This is a genomic window from Senegalimassilia sp., from assembly GCF_977052095.1.
In genome coordinates this window covers 13798-37725 of sequence record NZ_CDRSTZ010000008.1, presented here as the reverse complement: position 1 = coordinate 37725, position 23928 = coordinate 13798, and the positions used below count along the sequence as shown (strand labels likewise).

Annotated in this window: 20 protein-coding genes and 1 tRNA gene; all 21 read left to right on the top strand. The window is 62.0% G+C overall.

The window, feature by feature from the left end:
• The first annotated feature begins 271 nt into the window (after positions 1–271).
• The 21 genes from ileS (at position 272) to ACWI6D_RS02865 (ending at position 23871) form a co-directional block, all read left to right on the top strand.
• Entirely contained in the window at positions 272–3118 is a 2847-nt protein-coding gene (gene ileS, locus ACWI6D_RS02965; RefSeq protein ID WP_449133607.1) for an isoleucine--tRNA ligase, read from the top strand.
• A 3-nt stretch (positions 3119–3121) separates the two neighbouring features.
• Complete coding sequence (lspA, locus tag ACWI6D_RS02960; protein WP_449133606.1) at positions 3122–3697, top strand: signal peptidase II; 576 nt, start codon at positions 3122–3124, stop codon at positions 3695–3697.
• The gene (locus ACWI6D_RS02955; protein WP_449133605.1) at positions 3698–4765 is read left to right on the top strand and encodes an RluA family pseudouridine synthase; all 1068 of its coding nucleotides are present in this window, start codon (positions 3698–3700) and stop codon (positions 4763–4765) included.
• Positions 4766–4856: 91 nt separating this feature from the next.
• Positions 4857–5876 carry a ferrochelatase gene (hemH, locus tag ACWI6D_RS02950; protein ID WP_449133604.1) on the top strand — a complete coding sequence of 340 codons (1020 nt, stop codon included), beginning with the start codon at positions 4857–4859 and terminating at the stop codon, positions 5874–5876.
• Positions 5877–5886: 10 nt separating this feature from the next.
• Positions 5887–7098: a bifunctional phosphopantothenoylcysteine decarboxylase/phosphopantothenate--cysteine ligase CoaBC gene (coaBC, locus tag ACWI6D_RS02945; RefSeq protein ID WP_449133603.1), complete on the top strand. Its 1212-nt coding sequence runs from the start codon at positions 5887–5889 to the stop codon at positions 7096–7098.
• A 111-nt stretch (positions 7099–7209) separates the two neighbouring features.
• Positions 7210–7286 (top strand) — tRNA-Pro (locus ACWI6D_RS02940).
• A gap of 482 nt (positions 7287–7768) precedes the next feature.
• Complete coding sequence (locus ACWI6D_RS02935) at positions 7769–8584, top strand: substrate-binding periplasmic protein (protein ID WP_449133602.1); 816 nt, start codon at positions 7769–7771, stop codon at positions 8582–8584.
• Entirely contained in the window at positions 8577–10742 is a 2166-nt protein-coding gene (locus tag ACWI6D_RS02930; protein ID WP_449133601.1) for a hybrid sensor histidine kinase/response regulator, read from the top strand. The genes ACWI6D_RS02935 and ACWI6D_RS02930 overlap by 8 nt, the downstream gene beginning before the upstream one ends.
• Positions 10743–10779: 37 nt before the next feature.
• Positions 10780–10926, top strand: coding sequence for a hypothetical protein (locus ACWI6D_RS02925; RefSeq protein WP_449133600.1), 147 nt, complete (start codon positions 10780–10782; stop codon positions 10924–10926).
• A gap of 301 nt (positions 10927–11227) precedes the next feature.
• Positions 11228–13147, top strand: coding sequence for an NADH-quinone oxidoreductase subunit 5 family protein (locus ACWI6D_RS02920; protein WP_449133599.1), 1920 nt, complete (start codon positions 11228–11230; stop codon positions 13145–13147).
• 15 nt (positions 13148–13162) lie between these two features.
• Positions 13163–14032, top strand: coding sequence for an NADH-quinone oxidoreductase subunit H (locus ACWI6D_RS02915; protein WP_449133598.1), 870 nt, complete (start codon positions 13163–13165; stop codon positions 14030–14032).
• 9 nt (positions 14033–14041) lie between these two features.
• Entirely contained in the window at positions 14042–14485 is a 444-nt protein-coding gene (locus ACWI6D_RS02910; protein ID WP_129422853.1) for an NADH-quinone oxidoreductase subunit B family protein, read from the top strand.
• Positions 14486–14491: 6 nt separating this feature from the next.
• Positions 14492–15544, top strand: coding sequence for an NADH-quinone oxidoreductase subunit C (locus ACWI6D_RS02905; protein ID WP_449133597.1), 1053 nt, complete (start codon positions 14492–14494; stop codon positions 15542–15544).
• Between the two features lie 2 nt (positions 15545–15546).
• Positions 15547–16635 (top strand): hydrogenase large subunit, encoded by a 1089-nt coding sequence (locus ACWI6D_RS02900; protein WP_303251249.1) that lies wholly within the window; start codon positions 15547–15549, stop codon positions 16633–16635.
• 4 nt (positions 16636–16639) lie between these two features.
• Positions 16640–16996, top strand: coding sequence for a 4Fe-4S dicluster domain-containing protein (locus ACWI6D_RS02895; RefSeq protein WP_449133596.1), 357 nt, complete (start codon positions 16640–16642; stop codon positions 16994–16996).
• Between the two features lie 137 nt (positions 16997–17133).
• On the top strand, positions 17134–17775 hold the full coding sequence (locus ACWI6D_RS02890) for a CDP-alcohol phosphatidyltransferase family protein (protein ID WP_449133595.1): 642 nt from the start codon (positions 17134–17136) through the stop codon (positions 17773–17775).
• 227 nt (positions 17776–18002) lie between these two features.
• Positions 18003–20192 (top strand): VanW family protein, encoded by a 2190-nt coding sequence (locus ACWI6D_RS02885; RefSeq protein ID WP_449133594.1) that lies wholly within the window; start codon positions 18003–18005, stop codon positions 20190–20192.
• 69 nt (positions 20193–20261) lie between these two features.
• Positions 20262–21566 (top strand): phenylacetate--CoA ligase family protein, encoded by a 1305-nt coding sequence (locus tag ACWI6D_RS02880; RefSeq protein ID WP_449133593.1) that lies wholly within the window; start codon positions 20262–20264, stop codon positions 21564–21566.
• 3 nt (positions 21567–21569) lie between these two features.
• A complete protein-coding gene (locus tag ACWI6D_RS02875) occupies positions 21570–21998 on the top strand; it encodes a hypothetical protein (protein ID WP_449133592.1) in 429 nt (142 codons plus the stop codon).
• A 25-nt stretch (positions 21999–22023) separates the two neighbouring features.
• Positions 22024–23403, top strand: a complete 1380-nt coding sequence (locus tag ACWI6D_RS02870) for a D-alanyl-D-alanine carboxypeptidase family protein (protein ID WP_449133591.1) — start codon at positions 22024–22026, stop codon at positions 23401–23403.
• A gap of 27 nt (positions 23404–23430) precedes the next feature.
• Positions 23431–23871, top strand: coding sequence for an FHA domain-containing protein (locus ACWI6D_RS02865; RefSeq protein WP_449133590.1), 441 nt, complete (start codon positions 23431–23433; stop codon positions 23869–23871).
• Positions 23872–23928: the final 57 nt, after the last annotated feature.

Genomic DNA, 23928 nt, shown 5'->3' with positions numbered 1-23928 from the left:
GGCTTCTGAACGATGAACCTCCGCGAGCCTAACCGCCTGGAAGCTTTCTGCCTTTCGGCCGCATGCTCCTCTCCTCAAGGAGGCGAAGCAAACGCGCCTGCGCGCTAGAACACGACCACGCTGGCCCTTCGACAGCGCCCCTGTGCACTCATTGCGAAAACTGCCGGCTGGTTTTCCCCGGCCGCGCCGGTTTCCTTTATACTAATCAAGTTTGTAAGTTGGGGCGGCATGCCCGCTTGAACATAGTGTCAGCAAAGGAAGGCGCGATCTCGTGGCGAATACGTACAAGAACACCATGAATCTCCCGCAGACGGATTTCCCGATGCGAGGCAACCTCCCGCAAAGCGAGCCGAAGCGACTCGAGAAGTGGGAGTCTGAGCACATCTACGAGAAGGTTCTCGAGAAGAACAAGGACGGCAAGCCCTTTGTGCTGCACGACGGCCCGCCGTACGCCAACGGCCCCATCCACATCGGCCACGCCTTCAACAAGGTGCTGAAGGACTTCGTGAATAAAAGCCATGCTCAGCGCGGCTATTTCACGCCGTACGTGCCGGGTTGGGACTGCCACGGCCAGCCCATCGAGCACATGGTGGAGGTAACGCTGGGCCCCGACAAGATGAAGGCAACCCCGCAGCCCGAGCTGCGCCGTCTGTGCCGCGAGTGGGCCACGAAGTACGTGGGCATCCAGCGCGAGGGCTTCAAGCGCCTGGGCGTGAACGCCGACTGGGAGCACCCGTACCTCACCTACATCCCGAACTTCGAGGCGGGCAACGTCGAAATCTTCAAGGACCTGTACCTGAAGGGCCAGGTCTACCGCGGCCGCAAGCCCATCCACTGGTGCAAGAAGTGCCACACGGCGCTGGCCGAGGCCGAAATTGAATACTCCGACGAAACGTCGCCTTCCGTGTACGTGAAGTTCAAGCTTGACGCCATGCCGGGCATCTTCGAGGCCGCCGGTGCCACGGGCGACGCCTACGTGCTCATCTGGACCACCACGCCCTGGACGCTGCCGGCCAACGCCGCCGTGTGCCTTATGCCCGATGCCGACTACGTCATGGTCACGGCAGACGGCTCGAACATGATCTTCGCGAAGGAGCTGGTGGGGCAGGTCGCCGAGATCGCGGGCTGGGAGTCCTACGACATGGTGCGCGGCGAAGACGGCGAACCGGTCACGCTGAAGGGCACCGAGCTGACGGGCCTTACCTACACGTGCCCCATCCGCCACGACCTCAAGGGCAAGATCATCTACGGCGACCACGTCACGCTTGATTCCGGTACCGGCTGCGTGCACACCGCGCCTGGTCACGGCCAGGACGACTACCTGGTGGGCCTGCAGTTCGATATCCCCATCCTCATGCCCGTCGACGACAACGGCGTGCTTACTGCCGATGCCGGCCCGTTCGCCGGCCTTGACACAGACGACGCCAACCCCGTCATCATCGATTGGCTGCGCGAGCAGGGCACGCTGGTGGCTGCGCGCAAGATCACGCACAGCTACCCGCACTGCTGGCGTTGCCACGAGCCCGTCATCTTCCGCGCAACCGACCAGTGGTTCGTGTCCATGGAGGAAAACGGCCTGCGCGGCCGCGCGCTCGACGCCATCCAGCGCGACGTGACGTTCTACCCGGGTTGGGCCGTCAACCGCATCGGCTCCATGGTGGCCGACCGCCCCGACTGGTGCATCTCGCGCCAGCGCAGCTGGGGCGTGCCCATCCCCGTGTTCAAGTGCGCCAAGTGCGGCGAAACCGTGGCGAACGAGGCAACGTTCGACGCCGTCATCGACCTGTTCTACAAGGAAGGCGCCGACGCGTGGTTCACGAAGAAGCCGTCGGAGTACCTGCCCCACGGCACGCACTGCGAGAAGTGCGGCTGCACCGAGCTGGTGCCTGAAAAGGACATCCTTGATGTGTGGTGGGAGTCCGGCGTCACGCACACCAGCGTGCTGCGTCACCGCGCCGACGAGGGCCTCGTGTTCCCGGCCGACATGTACCTGGAAGGCTCCGACCAGCATCGCGGTTGGTTCCAGTCCAGCCTGCTCACGTCCGTGGGCGCCTACGGCTGTGCACCGTACAAGAACATCCTGTCGTGCGGCTTCACCGTTGACGAGCAGGGCCGCAAGATGTCGAAGTCGCTTGGCAACGGCGTTGACCCGGCGGACGTCACCAGCAAGTACGGCGCCGACGTGCTGCGCCTGTGGGTGGCTTCGGCCGACTACGCGCAGGACGTGTCCATTTCCGACAACATCCTGAAGCAGGTTTCCGACGCGTACCGCCGCTTCCGCAACACGTTCCGCTTCCTGTTGGGCAACCTGTCCGACTTCGACGACCAGAAAGACGCCGTCACCGATTGGAGCGCGCTTGAGCCCATCGACCAGTACATGATGGCGAAAACGGCCAAGCTGCTTTCCGACGTGGAGGAAGCTTACGACGCGTTCAAGTTCAACGGCGTGTATCGTGCTGTGTACGATTTCGTGAACGACTTGTCCAGCGTGTACATGGACGTCACGAAGGACCGCCTGTACTCCGAGGCTCCGAACAGCCCGCGCCGGCGCGCCGTGCAGACCGTGCTCATGAACATCCTCGAGGTGCTCGTGCGCGTGCTGTCGCCTATCCTGTCGTTTACGGCAGACGAGGTGTGGGAGCACTATCCCGAGGCCATGCGCAACCGCGAAGGCCGCGTGGACAACGTGCAGCTGGCCGGTTGGCCGCACCGCGCCGATTTCGTGCCCGCGCTTCCCGGCAAGGACGCCGAGGCGCAGGTGCTCTCCGCGTTCGGCGGCGCCCTTGAGGTGCGCGACGTGGTGACGAAGGCGCTTGAGGACGCGCGCGCCGCAAAGGTCATCAACAAGAGCCAGGAAGCTGCCGTGGTGGTTACCGCGCCGCAGGCTACGCTTGACGCGCTGGCCGCGTTCGACACCGCGGTGTTCGAGGAGCTGTTCATCGTCTCCGGCGTTTCGTTCGCCGCCGGCGAGGAGCTGTCTTGCGAGGTCAAGCCCGCCGAGGGCGACAAGTGCCCGCGTTGCTGGAATTATCGCCAGCTCGGCGGCAACGCGAACCATCCGCACGTGTGCGCTCGCTGCGGCGAGGCGCTCGATGCCATCGGCTTCACGGAGGAGTAGCGTTTGTCCCAGCAAGTGAATGAAAACATTGCTGCAAGCAAAAGGGCCGGTGCCACAGGCGCCGGCCCTGCGCCGCTTGGCAGCAAAAACGCCGGCGCACGTCTTGGCGTCTTCGCCGCCATTACGGTTGCGTGGGTGCTGCTCGACCAGGTGGTGAAGGCGGCGCTGAACACGGCGTGTTCCGGCACGGTGCTTTCCGGCCCCATTGCGGGGTTGTTCCGCCTGCTGCTGGTGCACAACACGGGCGGCGCGTGGAGCATGTTCGCAGGCGCCACGGTGGCGCTCGGGGTGTTCTCGCTGGTCATGTGTGCGTGCTTGACGGCGTTTCTGGTGGTGCAGCGCAAGGTTGTCAGCTGGCCTGAAGTGGTGGGCTTGGCGTTGGTGGTCGGCGGCGGCATCGGCAACGCCATCGACCGCTTCATGCTTGGCTACGTGGTGGACTTCATCGACCTCACGTTCATGAACTTCCCCGTGTTCAATATCGCCGACATCGGCGTGACGTGCGGCCTGGTGCTGTTTTTGGTTGCCTGGCTGGTGCGCGAGCGCAAAGCAGGGGCGAAGGCAGGGGAGGAGCGCTAGATGGGCGTGTTGAAAAGCTATACTGCAAAACCTGAAGACGCAGGTCAGCGCATCGACGCGGTACTGGCGGGGCATGGTTTGTACCCCAGCCGCTCCGCTGCGGCGCGCGCCGTGGAATCGGGTGCGGTGTTCGTCAACGGCGCCACGGTGGCCAAAAAACACGCGTTGGCGGCTGGCGACACGGTGGTGTACGAGCTTGAAGAGCCGCCGGCGGCCGGCCCGGTGCGCGCGCAGAACATTCCGCTTGACGTGCGCTACGAAGACGACGATCTGCTGGTCATCTCGAAACAGGCGGGGCTGGTGTGCCATCCGTCCATCGACCACGCCGACGGCACGCTGGTGAACGCTCTTGTGCATCATTGCGGGGCCGACCACCTGTGCAACGTGCAAGGCGAAGACGATCGCCCGGGCATCGTGCACCGTCTTGACCGCGACACCACCGGCCTTATGCTTGCCGCGAAAAACGACGCCACGGGCTTGGCGCTCATGGCCGACATCCACGATCGCGCCGTCGACCGCCGCTACCTGGCGCTCGTGCACGGCGTCATCCCGCACGACACGGGCATGGTCGACGCGCCCATCGCCCGCGCGGTGAACGAGCGCACGCGCATGGCCGTGCGCGAATGCCCCTCGGCGCGCGACGCCTTAACCACGTTCCGCGTGCTCGAGCGCTTCGAGCATGGGCCGCGCGACAACGGCTACACGCTTATCGACTGCAAGCTGTTCACCGGCCGCACGCACCAGATTCGCGTGCACATGCAGTACACGCGCCACCCGCTGGTGGGCGACCCGGTGTACAACGCCGGCGGTCCGAAGGATGCCGACGCGAACTTCAACCTTGACCGGCAGTTCCTGCACTCGTTCCAAGTGCGCTTCACCCAGCCCATGACGGGCCAGGAGCTGTTCTTCGCCGACAACCTCACCGACGATCTGCAAGCCGTGCTCTATGCGCTGGCGCCGCGCAGCATGGGTCGCACGCAGGCGGGCGACGAGGTGGCGGCGCTTCTGGCGGACGCTCCGCATCCCAGCGCGCCGGTACACCGTCTGGAGGATGTTGCGGCATGTTAGGTTGTGGTACCGTTGCCCTGCGCGCTTCGCTTCCCTGCGGTTGCAACGCGCGCGCATCCGTAGCTCAAAGCTTCTTGCAAGGATTATCACGATGACGAACATGACGCCGCCAACAGGCGTGCTTATCGCAAATACCGGCTCGCCCGCAAGCCCCGCCCCGCGCGACGTACGCGCGTATCTGGGCCGTTTCCTGATGGACCCGCGTATCCGCCCTATGAACAAGACGTGCTGGTGGCTGATTCTGCACCTGTGCATTTTGCCGAAGCGCGGGCGTGTTTCCGGCGCGAAGTACGGCAAGATTTGGACGGCGCAAGGCTCGCCGTTCGATGTGGAGCACGCCAAGCTGCGCGAACTGCTGGAAGACGAGCTGCGTGCCACGGGCGCGAACGTGCACGTTGCCGTGGGGCAAAGCTACGGGTTTCCCACCATTCCTGATGCCGTGGACAAGCTCAGGCGCGCCGGGTGTGCGCGCCTGGTGGTGCTGCCGCTGTACCCGCAAAGCGCTTACAGCACCACGTACAGCGTCAGCGACAGCGTGAACGCCGCGCTTGCAGCGGCGAACTGGGACGTCCCCTGCACGCTTGTGAAGCACTACGGCAAAGACCCGGTTTACCTGGACGCCGTCGCGCAGGCAGTGCGCGATGCGGGCTTCGGGCAGCGTGAAGGCGATCGGTTGCTGTTCAACTATCACTCTATCCCGCTGGTGGACATCGAGGCGGGGGACACCTACGAGGTGCAAACGGGCGCCACGGCGCTTGGCGTGGCGGGCCGGCTGGGCATCGAGCGCAGGCAGTGGACGGTCGGCTACAACTGCCAGTTCGATAAAGGCCGCGAGTGGCTGCAGCCCTTCACGCGAAACATCCTTGAGCGGTGGGCGCACGCATCTTCGGGGCGCGTGTTCATGGTTTGCCCAAATTTCGCCGTTGATTGCCTGGAAACGCTTTATGATATCGATTACGAACTGCGTCCGCATTATTGCCAGCAGCTGGCAGATGCGGGTAAAGTGCTTTCGGGCAACGAGCTGGTGTACGTGCCGTGCTTGAACGGAACGCGCGCGCACGCCCAGGCGCTTGCCCACGTGCTTGCTTCGTATACAGACGGGAAGGAATAGCAGGAACATCATGACAAACGTTGACGCTCAACCTCAAAAGACCGTGCTCGTTGGGGTGACCGGCGGCATCGGCGCATACAAGTCGTGCGAGATCGTGCGCGGCTTCCAGAAAGCAGGGATTCGCGTGAAGGTGTGCATGACTGAGCACGCGACGCATTTCGTCGATCCGGTGACGTTCCGCGCGCTCACGCACGAGAAGGTGGCCATCGACCTGTTCGACGACCCCACCGACCCTATCCACCATATCTCGCTGGCCGAGGAGTGCGACGCGTTCGTCATCGCGCCCGCCACGGCCAACGTCATCGCGAAGATCGCCAACGGCATCGCCGACGACCTGCTTACCACCACGGCGCTTGCCTGCACGGCGCCTATGGTCATCGCGCCGGCCATGAACGTGCACATGTACGAGGCGGCCGCCACGCGCTACAACATCGGCAAGCTGGTCATCCGCGGCGTGCATTTCGTGGAAGCCGACGAGGGCTACCTGGCCTGCGGCGACGTGGGTCGCGGCCGTTTGGCCGACCCCGACGTCATCGTGGCGAAAACGCTTGAAGTGCTTGGCGTGAAGCGCGACCTTTCCGGCAAGCACGTGCTTATCACGGCGGGCCCCACGGTGGAGCCCATCGACCCGGTGCGCTACATCTCCAACCACTCCAGCGGCAAAACCGGCTACGCCATCGCGAAGGCGGCGGCGCTGCGCGGCGCGAAGGTCACGCTGGTGTCCGGTCCGGTTTCGCTGTCGAAGCCTGAGGGCGTTGACGTGGTGCGCGTGAAAACGGCCGTGCAGATGCTTGAGGCCTGCGAAGCGGCGTTCGAAACTGCCGACATCTCGCTGTTCGCCGCCGCCGTGGCCGACATGCGCCCCGAGCACGTGGCCGATTGCAAGCTGAAGAAGGGCCAAGCCGACGCCGATCTGTGCACCATCAAGCTGGTGGAAAACCCCGACATCTTGAAAACTCTGGCAAGCCGCAAGGGCCCGCACCAGGTGGTCGTCGGGTTCGCCGCTGAAACGAACGACGTCATCGCCAACGCGCAGAAGAAGCTTGAGAAGAAGAAGGCCGACGTGATCGTGGCGAACCGCGTGGGCGAGGGCCTTGCGTTCGGCACGGACGACAACACCGTGTTCTTCGTGGACTGCGAAGAGGTGGAAGAGCTTCCCACCATGTCGAAGAGCCGTTTGGCCGACGTAATCTTGGATCGCGCGCTCGAATACCTGCAGTAATGCGGCGCGGAAAGCAAAAGGGGTAAAACTTTTTACAATTAACCCCTTGCGCGCTTTCGAGGTTTTGGTATTATAAATGAGCTGCTTCAAGGAGCAGCGAACCAATGAGTTCGGGTTGTGGCGCAGTTTGGTAGCGCACTTGACTGGGGGTCAAGGGGTCGCAGGTTCAAATCCTGTCAACCCGACCAGCTTATTACAGCAGGTCAGAAGAAATGCTTCTGACCTGCTTTTTGTTTACATGAGCTTTGTATCAACTTCGGTATCACCGCGATACCTTGTTTCTTTTTCTTCCCATTAACGTTTTTGTTCGATGTCATCAACCTTGCTCTAAAACAGGCTTGTTTCCGTGACAGTTCGCTGCTATCCGAGTGATATGGCCTGTAATCATAACGGCCAAAACTTGGGAACCGGACAGGGGCAGACTCGTGAATCCGTCCACCATGCAGGCGAAAATCGAAGCGCTTGGACACGCACCTTACCAAGCCGCTGGAACGCGATAAGGTTCTGCAGGCCATCGTGGAGTTTGCGTCCTGCTAAACGCCGTTCGCCGAAGCGTGGGCGAATATGATGATATTTTCGCCCCGCTTATGTTATTAGCGCGCCCGCTGGTGAAGGTGGTGCCCTCGTTTCTGCTAGACTTGACGTCACTGCACTAACGAGGGAGAGCACTATGAGAAAACGCCGACTGATAGCCATAACGGCAATCGTGTTCGCGCTTGCGCTGCTTGTCGGCTGCGCTCAATCTGGCGAATCGTCGCAAACAACCGATGGTTTGCAGCCCATCACCGTGGGCGCCGACGTGTACCCTCCTTATTCCTCGAACGACGAAAACGGCGTGCCTTCGGGCATCGACGTCGACATTGCCACCGAGGCGTTCCGCCGCATCGGCTACAAGCCCGAATTCACCTATATCCCCTGGGAGAAGAAGACCGAACGTTTGGCCGCCGGTGACATCGATTGCATCATGAGCTGCTTTAGCATGACGGGCCGCGAAGACGACTATCGCTGGGCGGGCCCTTACCTGGCAAGCCGCCAGGTCATTGCAGTTGATCCGCAAAGCAGCATCTATTCGCTTTCCGACTTGGCGGGCAAAACCATTGCCGTGCAGGCCACCACGAAGCCCGAAAGCATCATCTTGAACGGCACGAACGCTGACATGCCCGAGGTGGGCAAGATGTTCAGCTTCTCCGACCGCTCGTACCTGGTGCCCGCGCTGTCGAAGGGCTATGTGGACGCCATTGCCGCCCATGAGACCTCCGTGTTGCAATACGAGAAAGATTATGGCGTTGACCTGCGCGTTCTTGACGAATCGCTGCTTGACGTGGGATTGGGCTGCGCATTTGACCTTAACGACGAGCGCGGCATCGCCGAGGCGTTGCAAGGCGCGTTTGACGACATGCTGGCCGACGGCACCATGGAGTCCATCCTCAAGCGCTATTTCGACGACCCCAGCCCGTTTTTGAACGTGGAGGGCCTGCATGAGTAACGGAAACTGGCTTTCAAACAGGTTCTGGGCCGTCATCATCGCCATCGGCGTGGTAATGGGCGTGGTGGCGGGTTTCGCCGCCTTCAACGTCACATTCTCGCAGGTGGCAGACCGCATGGCAGGCGTGGTCGATTTCACGAAAAGCCAAAGCCTGACGTACGACTCGTTCAACGACGCGTCGACCACGAAAAGCCTTCTGCGCTCCATCGAGTCGGCCGGTCAGCTTGCGCGCGACGTCAGCCAAGACGGCGGTGCCACAGATACCGAAAGCCTGCAGCGCTATGCCGGCGAGCTCAGCTTGACGGCCGCTCTTGTGCTGACGCCCGAAGGCGACCTCGTGGGTTCCTATTCTTCCGACGAGGTGGGGTATGCGCAGGTGGAATCGGAGCTGCGCGAAACGTCCGCCCTCGACGTGGCGCGCTATCCGCTGAAAACGTACGCCACGCGCATCGAGCTTGAAGACGGGTCGCACGTTGACGTCGGCTGCTCGAACCGCCTTGACGCGCCGGGCGTCATCGTGTCGCTGTACCGCACGAAGCCCGCGTTCGGGAATCGCTATTCCTTGACGCTGCAAAGCATGGTCGAAGGCTACAGCACGCAAAACAATGGCTGCATCGTTGTGGAAAACGACGGCAACTACATTGCGACGAACACGATGACGTTGGCGCAGCTGCAGTCCGAGGGCATCGGCGATTTCGACAAAGGCGTCATTTCCGCCATCAAGGAACGCTGCACGCTGGGCAAGGCGTCGGTCATCAACGTCGAGTCCACGTGGTTCATCGCATCGTTCGACAAAGCTCGCGATTACTACGTGTATACCTACACGCCGCTGCGCAACAACCTTGGCGGCGTGGCCTTAAGCGTGGTGCTTGCGCTGGCGCTGTACGCGGTGTTCGTTATTTTGGTGGTGCTGTTGCGCAGGCAGTCCGAGCACGAGCATCTGCTCGAGTTGGTTGCGCAGGAGCACGAATACAGCGAACGACTGGCCGAAGCGGCGCGCGAGGCGCAAAGCGCGAACACGGCGAAAACCGAGTTTCTGCAACGCATGAGCCACGATATCCGCACGCCCATCAACGGCATCCGCGGCATGGTGGAAATGGGCAACGCGTTCGACGGCGACGTTGCCAAGCAGCGCGAGTGCCGTCAGAAGATCTGGATGGCGTCGGGCATTCTGCTTGACCTGGTCAGCGAAGTGCTTGACATGAGCAAGCTTGAAAGCGGGGAAGTGGAGCTTGAGTTGCGCTCCACGAACCTGGTGGCGCTCAACGACGAGGTGTGCGAGATGCTTGAGCGCCAGGCCGGCGAGTTGCACGTCACCATCATCAAAGAGCAGGACCACATCGAGCATCCGTATGTCATGGCAAGCCAGACTCACTTGAAGCGCGTCATCATGAACATTGCGAGCAACGCGGTGAAGTACAACAAGCCCGGCGGCACCGTGCGCCTATCGTGCGAAGAGCTGCATGCGGAAGGCGCCACGGCCATGTACCGCATCACGGTGGCCGACACCGGCATTGGCATGAGCAAAGATTTCCAGCAGCACCTGTTCGAGCCGTTCAGCCGCGAGGTGCAAAAAATTGAGGCGCAGCCTTCGGGCACGGGCCTGGGCACGGTCATCGCCAAGCAGCTGACGGAGCTGATGGGCGGCGCCATCACGTTCGATAGCGAACTTGACGTGGGCACCACGTGCGTCATCACGCTGCCGTTGGTCATCGACTTCGACGCACAGCAGCGCAACGAAGAGCTGGACGAGCAAGGCGACGTCACGCTTGCGGGCATGTCCATCTTGCTGGTAGAGGACAACGAACTGAACCGCGAGATCGCGGAGTTCGTGCTTGACCAAGCCGGCGCGCACGTTACCACCGCGTTCAATGGGCGCGAGGCCGTGGATGCGTTCGCCGCCGCCGCACCGGGCTCGTTCGATCTGGTGCTCATGGACATCATGATGCCGAATGTGAACGGCTACGAGGCCACGCGCGCCATCCGCGCCATGAACCGCACCGACGCGAAGTGCGTGCCCATCGTGGCCATGAGCGCCAACGCTTTTGCCGATGACGTGGCCTATTCGCGCGAGTCGGGCATGAACGACCACCTTGCCAAGCCCATCGATGCCGACAAGCTGGTGCGCGCGCTGGCGCGCTACCGCAAAGACGCGTAAACGAAAGCGGGCCGCCTTCGCTTCGAAGGTGGCCCGCTTGCTTATCCTGAAGGATGTTGGAGCCCGGCAAGACGATGCCGGCTCCGTCTCGCCGTCATCCGCCCCCACACGGCTATCCGCTCACCTGGCCAAACCTATCGACATGAACCAGCTGAAGGTCTCGCTGGTTAAGCTGGTCAACTAAACCGAGCTAGCTTTTGCCTATAAGCGTCCCTGGTCGCGCCCGCGCGCCTCCAGGGGTGTTTTCGCGTTCGAGCCGTCTTGCCGCTGACCTGAGATTTTGCCACGCCTGCGCGACGCAAGACCCTTTCTGTTTCTAAATCACCCCCATTTACCGGACAAATCGGCCCGGCCTCGCAGACGTGGCGGTCTTACCGGCCGGCAATGCTAAAGTGTCCAACTGTGTCCGACGTCCGGGCACCGCATGACGCCTCATTCCGAGCGCTGTGCGCGAAGGTCGAACTAAGACGAAAGGGGGAGGCAGCGTGGCACTGATCGGGTTCCTTATCCTGTTCCCGTTGCTTGTCGCCGGCGTGCTTTTGGTGGCGCGCAACGAAACGGCGCGGCGCGTGATCGTGTGCGCGGCGGCTGTCGTCATCGGCGTCGGCTCCATTTGGCTGGTTATGGCCAACCTGGGAACGCCGTGGCTGCAGATTGAATTCTCTTCTGGAGCGGTCGATGCGGTATGCACCGTCGTAGGCGTGGTGATTGCCGGTGTGGTCTTTGACTTCGGTGTGAAGTATAAAAACGCGCTCGCATGCATCCTCGCCGTGGTGCAGGTGGTAGGTTCGCTTGTGTTCGAGCTGGTGTTCGCTCACGGCATCGAGGTGCAGTACGGCCTGTACATCGACAGCCTCTCGCTGCTCATGGCGTTCATCATCGGCGTGGTTGGCAGCGGCATCTGCGTGTACGCGCTCGGCTACATGGAAGACTTCCAGGCGCACGAGCCCGCCGGCGCAAAGGATCGCCGCCCGACGTTCTTCGCGCTTATGTTCCTGTTCCTTTCCGCTATGTACGTCATCGTGTTCTCGAACAACCTGCTGTGGCTGTTCACCGGTTGGGAAATCACCACGGTGTGCTCGTTTTTGCTTATCGGCTACACGCGCACCGAGGAGGCCATCCGCAACGCGTTCCGCCAAATCGTCATGAACCTGGCCGGCGGCATCGGCTTTTTGGTGGGCCTGTACGCCATCGCCGTGCAGTTCGGCACGCTGTCCATGCTGGAGTTTTTGCAGCTGGGCTCGGCATTCCCCGTGCTTGCGGCGCTGCCGGCAACGGCGCTTGCGTTCGCGGGCATCACGAAGGCCGCGCAGATGCCGTTCCACACGTGGCTGCTCGGCGCCATGGTGGCACCTACTCCCACCTCTGCGCTGCTGCACTCTTCCACCATGGTGAAGGCCGGCGTGTTTTTGCTCATCAAGCTGGCGCCCATCTTCGTGGTGTGCCCGGTTCCCGCGGTCATGACCATCCTGGTGGGCGGCTTGACGTTCATGCTGTGCAGCTTTATGGCCATCTCTCAGTCTAACGCCAAGCGCGTGCTGGCGTACTCCACCATCGCCAACCTGGGCCTGATCGTGGCCTGCGCCGGCGTTGGCACGCCCGAGGCCATCTGGGCGGCGGCGTTCCTGGTGCTGTTCCATGCCGTGGCGAAAAGCCTGCTGTTCCTGTGCGTGGGCACGGCCGAGCATCACATCGGCAGCCGCAACATCGAGGACATGGACCTGCTGTTCGAGCGCATGCCGCGGCTGGCCCGCTTCATGATGGCCGGCATCATGGTCATGTTCGTGGCGCCGTTCGGCATGCTCATCGCGAAGTGGGGCACGCTCGTCACGTTCGCCGACACCGGCAACGTCGCGCTCGTCATCATCCTGGGCTTCGGCTCGGCCGCAACGTTTTTGTTCTGGGCGAAGTGGCTCGGCAAGCTTTCGGGCATTGCGGCGCATCCGCTGAACATCGAGACAACCGTGCACCGCAGCGAGTGGGTTGCGCTCATGCTCATGGCCGTGCTGTGCTTGCTGTGCTGCGCAGGGCTTCCCGTCATCAGCTGGTTCGTGGTCGATCCCTACATCACCAGCGTGTACGGCACGTATCAGCAAGCCGTCAGCGATGCGAACCTGTGGGTCGGCGCCATCCTGTCGGTGGTGGTGTTCGTCGTCCTGTTCGCCGGCCTGGGCGCCAAGCAGGTCAAGCAGGCGCCTGTATACCTGTCGGGCATCAGCGCGAACAACGCGAATCGCACGTTCACGAACTCGCTTTCGGGCGAAACCATGGCAACGGCGCGCAACTGGTACCTTGAGGGCATCTTCGGCGAAGCGAAGATCACGCCCGTGGCCACCGGTGCTTGCACGCTCATCATCGTCGTCGCGTTCGCAGCAGCGCTCGTGTGCTCCTGCGGCATCATCTAGGAAGGGAGTGGTCTCATGTTTCTGATTCCGATCATCGTGGGCACCATCGCCTTCGCCGTGCTCGCACCCATCGTCGGCTGCCTGCTGGCCGGCCTTGACCGAAAGCTGTCCGCTCGCATGCAAGGCCGCGTGGGCCCGCCGATCCTGCAGCCGTACTACGACGTGCGCAAGCTGCTTGAAAAGGACCGCGCCGCCGTCAACAGCGTCGAGGGCACCTACATCACGTGCGCGCTGGCGTTCGCCGTGCTGGCCGGCGGCATCTTCTTCGGTGGCGGCAACCTGCTTCTGTCTGTGTTCGTGCTGACGCTTTCCAGCCTGTTCTTCATCCTGGCGGCGTACTGCACGCGCAGCCCGTACTCCGAGGTGGGCGCTGCTCGCGAGGCGCTGCAGATCATGGCCGAAGAGCCTATGAGCTTGTTCATCGCCGTGGCGTTTTTCCTGGCCACGGGGTCGTTTGACAGCGCGGCGGCCTTCGCGCTGGACGCTCCGGCCATCACGGTGGCATGGCTGGCGTTTCTGGGCTTTTTGTTTATCCTCACCATCAAGATGCGCAAAAGCCCGTTCGACCTCAGCTATTCGCACCACGCGCACCAAGAGCTCGTCAAAGGCGTCACCACGGAGATGTCCGGGCGCACGCTGGCGAAGGTGGAGGTCATGCACTGGTGCGAGAACGTGCTGGCGCTTGGCTGGATCGGCCTGTTCTTCGTGTGGGGCAACCCCGTATCCATCGTGGTGGCCATCGTCGCAGCGGCGCTGGCGTTTTTCCTGGAGATTCTCATCGACAACAACTTCGCCCGCGTCAAGTGGCAGCTGATGCTGAAAAGCGCGTGGGCGGTGGCACTGGTGGCCGGCGGCATCAACATGGCCGTGCTGGTCTATCTGTAAGGAGCGCGTATGGCTTATTTCGCGAAATCGCCGTGGGTCATCCACTACGATGCGTCAAGCTGCAACGGCTGCGACATCGAGGTGCTTGCGGCTCTGTGCCCGGGTTTCGACGCTGAGCGCTTCGGCGTCGTGAACACCGGCAACCCCAAGCATGCCGATATCTTCTTGGTCACCGGCAGCGTCAACGAGCGCAACATCTCGGTCGTGAAGGAGATCTACGACCAGATGCTCGAGCCGAAAGTGGTGGTGGCGTGCGGCATCTGCGCATGCTCCGGTGGCATCTTCCACGACTGCTACAACGTCATCGGCGGCGTTGACCAGGCCATTCCCGTTGACGTGTACGCCCCGGGCTGTGCGGTGCGCCCCGAGGCCATCATCGATGCCGTCGTCGAGGCGGTCGGCATCCTCGAAGAGAAGCGCGCTGCAATGAACGAACAGCGAAAGGGGGCGTAAGGCAGCATGGCCATTCCTGCAAAGTATCAAGAGATCTCCATCGAGAGCCTGCCTGAGCTTTCGGCGCGGCTGAAGGCCGAAGGCCACCGTTTCGTGCAGGTGCTTGCCGTCAACACCGAGGCCGGCATCGACGTGCAGTACACGTTCATGAAAGACGGCGTACTTGAAGTGTTCACCATCAAGGGCGTGCAGAAGGGCATGCCCATCCCCAGCATCACCGACAACTTCATCGCCGCGTTCGTGTTCGAGAACGAGATTCACGACTTGTTCGGCGTCGAGATCCGCAACATCGCCATCGATTTCAAGGGCAATTTCTATGCCGTGGCGCAGCGCGAGCCGATGACCATCATCTCGCCTGCTCAGAAGGCCGCCCGCGACAAGGCGAAGAAAGCAGCCGCCGCTAAGGCCGAGCGTGCCCGCCAGGCTGCCGCGGCCAATGCGTCGTTCGTGACGGAGCATCCGTATGCGAAGGCGAAGGTCACGGGCGTGGCTCCTTCCGCCGCCGCTGCCGACATCGAGCTGAAGATGGCCGGCGCCGACCCCGAGAAGATCGCCCGGGTGAAGGCCGCGCTAGCCGCGAAGGCCAAGAAGGCCGAGCAGGAGGCCGAGGCCGCCAAGCCGCAGGTGTTCGACGAGCAGCTTGAGGCCAAGCTTGCCGCCATGGACCCCGAGAAGGCCGCGAAGGTGCGCACCGCCATGGCGCGCAAGGCCAAGCTTGCCGACATGGACCCCGAAAAGGCCGCGCAGGTGCGCGGGGCGCTTACGAACGAGGCGAAGCTGGAGTCCCAGCGCGCCGTCGGTCAGCAAACGCCACAGAAGCAGGCCGAGCTTGAGGCCAAGCTTGCCCAGCTCGACCCCGAGCGCGCGGCGAAGGTGCGTGCAGCGCTAGATGCGCGCGCCCGTCAGGAAACGGCGAAGGCCGAGCACGACGAGAAGGTTGCCGTGCTTGAGGAGCGCTTGAAGAACATGGATCCCGAGAAAGCGGCGCGCGTGCGTGCGGCGTTTTTGGAGAAGCAGCGCGCGGCTGGTGCCGGCGCCGACGGAAAGGCAGGTGAGTAAGCATGGGAAAGGCAACGGTCATCCCGTTCGGCCCGCAGCACCCGGTGCTTCCCGAGCCTTTGCATCTTGACCTCGTGGTGGAAGACGAGACGGTCCTCGAGGCCATCCCACAAATCGGCTTCGTGCACCGCGGCTTGGAAAAGCTGGTGGAAACGCGCGACTACAACCAGTTCATCTATGTTGCCGAGCGCATCTGCGGCATCTGCGCGTTCGGCCATTCCATGGGCTATGCCGAAACGGTCGAGCAGCTTATGGGAGTGGAGATTCCCGAGCGCGCGGAGTACCTGCGCGTCATCTGGCACGAGCTGTCGCGTATCCACTCGCACGTGCTGTGGCTGGGCCTTGCCGCCGACGCGTTCGGCTTCGAAAGCCTGTTCATGCACTGCTGGCGCCTGCGCGAGCGCGTGCTCGACATCTTCGAGAAAACCACGGGCGGCCGCGTCATCTTCTCCGTGGTGAAGGTGGGCGGCGTGCAGCGCGACATCGACTCCGACATGTTCGCCTACATCAAGCAGGTGCTTGCGGGCATCACCGACGAGTACAAGCAGATCGTGGCAACGCTGCTTACCGATACGTCTGTGAAGAACCGCCTGGTGGGCGTGGGCTATATCAGCCACGACGACGCCGTGGCGCAAAGCCTTGTCGGGCCGTTCGGCCGTGCGTCGGGCGTGAACTACGACGTGCGCATGCTTGGCAACGGCGCATACGGCAAGCTATCCGACTTCCAGCCCGTGCTTGACAACGACGGCGACTGCTATGCGCGCGTGAAGGTGCGCTGCCAAGAGGTGCTGCAGTCCATCGACATCATCAACGAGATGATCGACACCATCCCTGCCGGCGATATCGCCGTGAAGGTCAAGGGCAACCCCACGGCCGGCGCCGAGGCGTGCAACGTGCTTGAGCAGCCGCGCGGCGAGTGCTACTACTATGCACGCGGCAACGGCACGAAGTACTTGGAGCGCATGCGCATGCGCACGCCAACTTCGCAGAACCTTGCAGGCATGACGTTGGCGCTGAAGGGGTGCGATCTGGCCGATGTCAACAACATCGTGCTGACCATCGACCCCTGCATCAGCTGCACGGAAAGGTAGTGGCATGGGCGGATTCAAACTTGGAAAGATGACGTTCGGGTCGCTGTTCAAAAAGCCCGAAACGGTGCTGTACCCGGTGCAGAAAAAAGAGCCGCCGCGCGGGTTGAAAGGCCATGTGGTGGTGGACGTTGACACGTGCATCCTGTGCAGCCTGTGCCAGAAGCGGTGCCCCTGCGGCGCCATCGAGGTGGACAAGAAGGCGCGCAAGTGGACGATCGACCATTTCCGCTGCGTACAATGCGCCAGCTGCGTATACGAGTGCCCGAAGGGGTCGCTGACCATGGAGCCCACGTACGCCGCCGTTTCGCGGAGCAAAAGCATGCACGTGTTCGAGGTGCCCGAGCGGCCGAAAACGGCGTAAAAACGTGTAGATGGGCAGCAATAGGTTGCTTAACCGTAACGTTTTATCGCGGGCTGAGTTACTATAATCTGATAGCAGATTGCAGGCGGGGCGCTGCGGCGCCCCGCCTTTATGTAAGGCCATGGGGTAGGGAACGCATGTCAGCGAAAAACAACGAGCAGGTAACCAATCGCATTTTCACCATTCCGAACGTCATATCTTTTATCCGGCTGTGCATGGTGCCCGTGTATCTGGTGCTGCTGCTCAACGGATACGATTTGCTGGCCACATTCATGTTCGCGCTGGCCGCTTGCACCGACTGGATCGACGGGCAGGTGGCGCGTCGCACGCACTGCGTGTCGAAGCTTGGACAGCTGCTTGACCCGGCCGTCGACCGCATCCTGATGATCTGCGGCGTGGTCGGCCTGCTTTTGGTGGGTCGCTTGCCCGCTTGGATTGTTGTGGTAGTGCTCGGCCGCGATTTGCTGATGCTCATCGGCGGTGCGTACCTGCTCAAGCGCTATAAGCAGCGCGTTGCCGTCATCTATCCGGGCAAGGTTGCCACCACGTTTCTGTTCGTCGGGTTCGCGGGCCTGCTGCTGAACATGCCGCTTATCGGCGGCCTGGGCTGGGTCGACGTCGCGTGGCTGCCGGGCTTCAACGGCGTTGCATGCTCGTGGGGTATCTGGTTCGTGTACGCCGGCTTGCTTTTGGGCCTGTGCACCACCACGTACTACGTGCTGGCGGGCTACCGCAAAATGCAGAAGGCGAAGCGTCTTGAGGCGAAAGGTCGTCTGTAGTGACTGGTGATCAGGGGCAGCTGCCTCCGGCGCGCAAACAGCCTACGCGTCGGGTCGGCGAAACGCGCTCGCGCCAAAGCTCATCTGCGGGCCGGCCTTCGCACGGCCAGCACTCTCGAACAAACGATTCAGCATCTGCCCGCTTGAATAGGCAAGCGGGCTCTTCGCGTTCTGGACGCTCTTATGAGCGTGGCGCGTCAACACGAGGCGTTTCCCAAGGTCAAAGGGTGCAAGGACGCGCGCAGCATGCTGGCGCTCGTAACCAGCCGTCCGCTCGCGGAAGGCAGCGCGACAAGGCGGCTGCTCCACAAACTCGCCAGCGTTCTGGCCGTCAACAAGTTACCGGCACCGAAAACGCCGGGTTTCGACAGCCCGAGCTGTGGGTGAAGGACGACGCCAAACGGCGCTTAGCGCGCAGCCGCAATCACCAAGCATCGTCCCGCTCGTCGACGGGCGCGTCTGCTACGGCAGGGGTTTTGCGCTCCATCGGCTCTTCCGTGCTAGGTTTCCTGGCTTCGCTTATTCGTCTTGTCGGCAAAGGGTTTGCCTCGCTGGTTCGCAAAAGCCGCGTGGCGGGCGTTGCCGTTGTTGTTGCGTGCTTGCTTGCGGTCGGTATTGGCGTTGACGGCTGCACCACGGCCGGCCGCGCCTATCAGGGCGTGCATGTGGGTTCCGTTGATGCGTCGGGAATGACTCGCGATGAAATCATTTCAGCTGTTGATGACGCGTATAGGCAACCGCTTCGTGCAGCAAGCGTCACCGTCTTCGCATCGGACGAAGCCGCGGCTCAAACGGCCGAAGCGGCTTCTCAGCAAGATCAGCAGGACGCCGCCCTGGCCGAGCAGATGGCCGTCGACGAGGCGAAGGCTTCGAAGCAGGCGTGGGTTACCGATGGGGCGGGCCTTGGCGTTGCCATCGATGCCGAGGGCCTTGCCGATGCCGCCCTTGCCGTCGGTCGTGACTCCGGCGGCGCGCTGTCGCGTCTTAGCGCGCAGTTTTTCGGGACGGACATTTCCGTAACGCCTACGTTTAACGATCAGCTTGTCGATGCGTTCGCAGCCGAAATAGATGCGGCCATCGGACAGCCGCATGCCGACTACGACATAGCCGTTTCGGGCGGCGTTGCTTACGTGCAGCCTGGCCATGACGGTTGGGAAGTGAATCGCTCGTCGCTGTGCGACCAGCTTGCTCCCCTTCTGCTGCAAGGCGGCGGTCAGATGGTGGCCCACACCGATTATGCTCCGCTGCGCATTACCGAGCAGGACGCCACGCAAGCCGCCCAGGCGGTCACCTCCGCGCTTACCGGAGGTGCCGAGTTCGACTTCGAGGGAACGGCGTGGGAAGCTTCGGCATCGGAAGTGGGCGCGTGGGTTGCAACCTCCATCGAAGGCGAGGGCGATTCGTGGCATCTGCGCCCCTATATCGACAGCGATCTTGCTAAGTCTTCTATGCTCTCCGGCATTCGGCAGTCTTCGGGCAACGCGCTTTCCGGGGTGTCGTTTTCTGCTGCCCAGGACGGGACGGTGACGGTGAGGACAAGCGGCTCGGGTTCGTTGCCGCTGGTGTCGGACGCCGCTTCGGCCTTGACCTCGGCGCTGTTCGGCTCCGGCAGCGACATCGAGCCAGCGCAATCTACGCCGAAGGTTGACGTTGCTTCTACTGCCATGCCTGCGGAACTTTCTCTTGATGATGCGCTTGCCTGCGGCGTCGTCGGGCCAATCGGTACGTATACCACGCAGTTCACGACGGGTGCCGGCACGGAAAACCGCAATCACAATATCGCGCTGGTCTCTCAGTTGCTTGACAACTCGATCTGCGCTGCAGGCCAGACGTGGTCGTACAACGACACCACCGGCAACTGCGATGAAGAGAAGGGCTTTTTGGGCGCCGGCGCCATCATCGACGGCGAATACACCGATTCGGTGGGTGGCGGCATCTGTCAGGTTGCCACCACGGTGTTCAATGCCGTGTACGAGTCGGGCCTGCCCATCAAAGAGCGGCACAACCATTCGCTTTACATCGCCAGCTACCCGCAGGGGCGCGATGCGGCCGTCAGCTATCCCGAGCTTGACCTTGTATGGCAAAACGATACCGCCAACGATGTTTTGGTAAAGGTCTCGTGCTCAGAAGGGTTCGTAACCGCTACACTGTATGGAGTCGATTCCGGTTACCAGGTATCCACCGAAACCGGTCAATGGGAGAAGGGCAAGACGCATTCGTCTACCACGAAGGTCGACGATACGCTGGCCCCGGGTACCAGCTACGTGAAAACGCGCGGCACCGATGGTTCCACCATCGAGGTCACGCGCACGGTCAAAGATGCCGCTGGCAACATCGTGCGGCAAGACCTGTTCGCTTCTGTGTACGACCCGGTGAACGAAGTGGTGGTCAAGGGGCCGGACACGGCGGCGGGGTAACTTCATATCTAAGCGGCGATACGTTTTACCGCAAGCCAGGCGCCGCGCACAAAGAAAGGTAAGAGAAAGGTGTACTTCCAGCCGGAAATTGAGACGATGCCACGTGAGGAGCTGCGCGACCTGCAGCTTGAGCGCATGAAATGGTGCGTACAGTACGCATACGACAACGTTCCTTTCTACCAGAAAACGTTTAAGGAAGCTGGCGTCGAGCCGGGCGACCTGAAAACGCTCGAAGACATCACGAAGTTCCCCTTTGTCCTGAAGCAGGATATGCGCGATAATTATCCCGACGGCCTGTTCGCCGTGCCGCGCAGCAAGGTTGCCCGCCTCCACGCCTCTTCTGGCACCACCGGCCAGGCAACGGTTGTCGGCTCTACCGCCAACGATCTGAAGCATTGGGGCGAGTGCTTTGCGCGCGGTCTTGCCATCTGCGATTGCGATGAGAACTCCACCATGCAGGTCTCTTACGGTTATGGCCTGTTCACGGGTGGTCTGGGCGCGCACTATGGCGGAGAAACCGCCGGCTGCGCCGTCGTCCCCACCTCTTCTGGCAACACGAAGCGCCAGATTCAGATGCTTAAGGACATGGACGTCGACGTGCTGTGCTGCACGCCTTCTTACGCTCTGCTTATTGCCGATACGTGCATCGAGATGGGCATGAACCCCGCCACCGACCTGAAGTTGCACGCCGGCATCTTCGGCGCCGAGCCCTGCAGCCAGGGCATGCGCGAGGAAATCGCCGAGAAGCTGGGCATCCAGTATTGCGACGTGTACGGCCTGTCCGAAGTCATGGGCCCGGGCGTGGCGTTCGAGTGCAAGGAAATGAGCGGCCTGCACCTGGCCGAGGACCATTTCTTCGCCGAGATCATCGACCCGCAAACGCTTCAGCCGGTTCCCGACGGCCAGTACGGCGAGCTGGTGTTCACCACGCTGACGCGCGAGTGCTGCCCGCTGGTGCGCTACCGCACGCGCGACATCACGCGCATCATCTCCGAGCCGTGCGCCTGCGGCCGCACGCACCGCAAGATCGGCAAGATCATCGGCCGCTCCGACGACATGCTCATCCTGCGCGGCGTCAACGTGTTCCCGTCGCAGATCGAGCAGGTTATCACCGGCTTCCCTGAGATCGCCACGCAGTATCAGATCGTCCTCACCACACGCGGCCCGCTCGACCACGTCGAGCTGCGCGTCGAGACCGTGCCCGAGTTCCCGTTCGACGAGATTCGCAAGCTTGAGGACCTCAAGAAGCGCCTGGCCGCCGAGTTGAAGAGCAACCTGCAGATTGCCGTGGACATCAAGCTTGTTGAGCCGAAGTCCATCGAGCGTAGCGAGGGCAAGGCAAAGCGCATCATCGACCTGCGAAAGGAGCAGTAGGCCATGATTTCCCAGCTGACTATTTTCCTTGAGAACGAAAAGGGCCGCTTGGCCGCCGCCACGCGTGCGGTGGCCGTTGCCGGCAGCAACATGCACGCGCTGTATCTGGCCGACACCGAGGACTTCGGCGTGGCCCGCATGCTGTGCGACAAGCCCGAGGCTACGGCCGAAGCGCTGCGCGGCGCTGGTTGGCGCGCAGCCGTCACGCCGGTGCTCGGCGTGCGCGTGCCCGACGTTCCGGGCGGTTTGGCGAATCTGCTCGAGTTTTTGGACGAGCAGAACGTCAACGTTGAATACGGCTACTGCATGTCCGTCGAAGGCGGTCACGCGGTCGATGTGTTGAAGGTGGCTGGCGACGACGAGGTCGAGCGCAAGCTCGCCGACGCCGGGTTCGAGCCGGTTGCTCCGGAGGATCTCTACGTTGTCGACTAGCTTTCCCTTTCATAGGCAGGCTTGCATGCACGCACGCGCACTCGCGTGCGTGCTTGTGTTCGTGCTTGCATGCACGCCGGTGCTTGGCTGGCCTGCGGCGGCTCACGCTGATGTGCGCAAAGCCGATACCGTATACGGTGAAACGGTGGATGCACGCGGCCTGGCTGTTGCGCAGTGCCCGAACATCGATGCCGAGCGTGCCATTGTCGTAGATGCTGATGGCACCGTGTATTTCGAGCGAAATGCCGATGAGGCGGCTAACATCGCGTCGGTCACGAAGATCATGACGGCAGCGGTTACGCTTGATGCCGTTGATGCGGGCTTGGTGTCGCTTGACACGAAAGTGACGGTGTCGGCCGATGCCGCCGAGGTGGGCGAGTCGTCGGCCGGCCTGCAAGAAGGCGACGTCATGACGCTGGAAACGGCGCTGAAGGCGCTGCTGGTACCTTCGGGAAACGATGGCGCCATTGCGCTGGCCGAAACCGTTGGCGCTGCGCTGCAGACTTCGGGGCAGGCAAGCGGGAACTCTGCGGCGGATGCTTTCGTTGCGCAGATGAACGCTACGGCCGCAAAGATCGGCTGCACGAACACGGTGTACGAGAATCCGCACGGTCTTGATTTCGACCAGTATGCGGGAAACCTGCACAGCACCGCTGCGGATCAGGCGAAAGTCGTTGCGTACGCCATGCGCAATCAAACGTTTCGGTCTATTGTCGGCGGTGGTTCCACCACCATCACGGTAACGCGCAGCGGCGCTGCGGCCGATGTGTTCCTGGAAACCACCGACGGATTCTTCGATATCAACGATAATGCCATCGGCGTGAAAACGGGCTATACCGAAAAGGCCGGCGCGTGCTTTGCCGGCGCGGTGAACAAAGATGGCGAAGAGCTGTACGCCATCGTGCTGGACTCGTCTTCGGAAAGCCAGCGCTTCTTCGATGCCGATGAGCTGTGCGAATGGGTGTTTGATCACAAGCAAACGTACCAGCTGGCTCACAGCGATCAGTCTGCGCAGATGAACGGTGCGTCGGTGCCGTTGGTGGCGCAGGTTGCGCACGCCGACTGGATCGACCGCACCATCCCGGCCACGTTTGCCGACCCTGCGGCCGCCGTCGAGGTGTTCGACCTTAACGGTAACGTCAGCCAGTCGGTCACGTTCGACAACGTTTCGGGCGACGTACATGCGGGCGACAAGGTGGGTACCGTCACGTTCAAGCAGCGCAACCAGGTTGTTGCCACGCAAGATCTGGTGGCGTGCAAAGACGTGCCTGCGCCAAGCGTGTTCGAATCCATCGGCATCGCGTTCGATCGCTTCATGCGCGGTTTCTCTGGCGCGGATACGGTTGCCACATCGCAGCTGCTCAACACCACGCCGCTTATCGTTGACAAGACTTCTGCCGTTTAACTGCAAACACGAAAAAGGAGATTCACCATGGCGAATGTGTGCCCTGTTTGCAACAACCCTATCGATCCGCTGGACGCGGCCTGCCCGCAGTGCGGCTTCAAGCTGCAAGGCTCTACGCAGCGTTTCACGCCGCTTACCTTCGGTGAAGACGCGCTTGTGTCCGCAGCGAAAACGAAGCCCACGGCGGTGCTGCACGTGGTGCGCGGGCCGCAGACGGGCGTGTCGTTCAAGCTGGGGGACAAGCGTCTGACCATCGGACGCAGTCCTCAGTGCGATATTTTCCTGAATGATATGACGGTGTCGCGCATGCACGCCTCCGTGTATCCGTGCGATTCGGGCTACGAGATTTCCGATGAAGCGTCGTTTAACGGCGTGTGGGTGAACAACAACAGCGTCGACACGTACCTGCTTGCCGACGGCGATGTTGTGCAAATCGGTGCATTCTGCCTGGTTTATAAAGAGGAGTAACCGAGCTATTTGAGTTTTAGGCTTTAGGAGCGAATAGAGCAGGGGAAGACGGGGCGC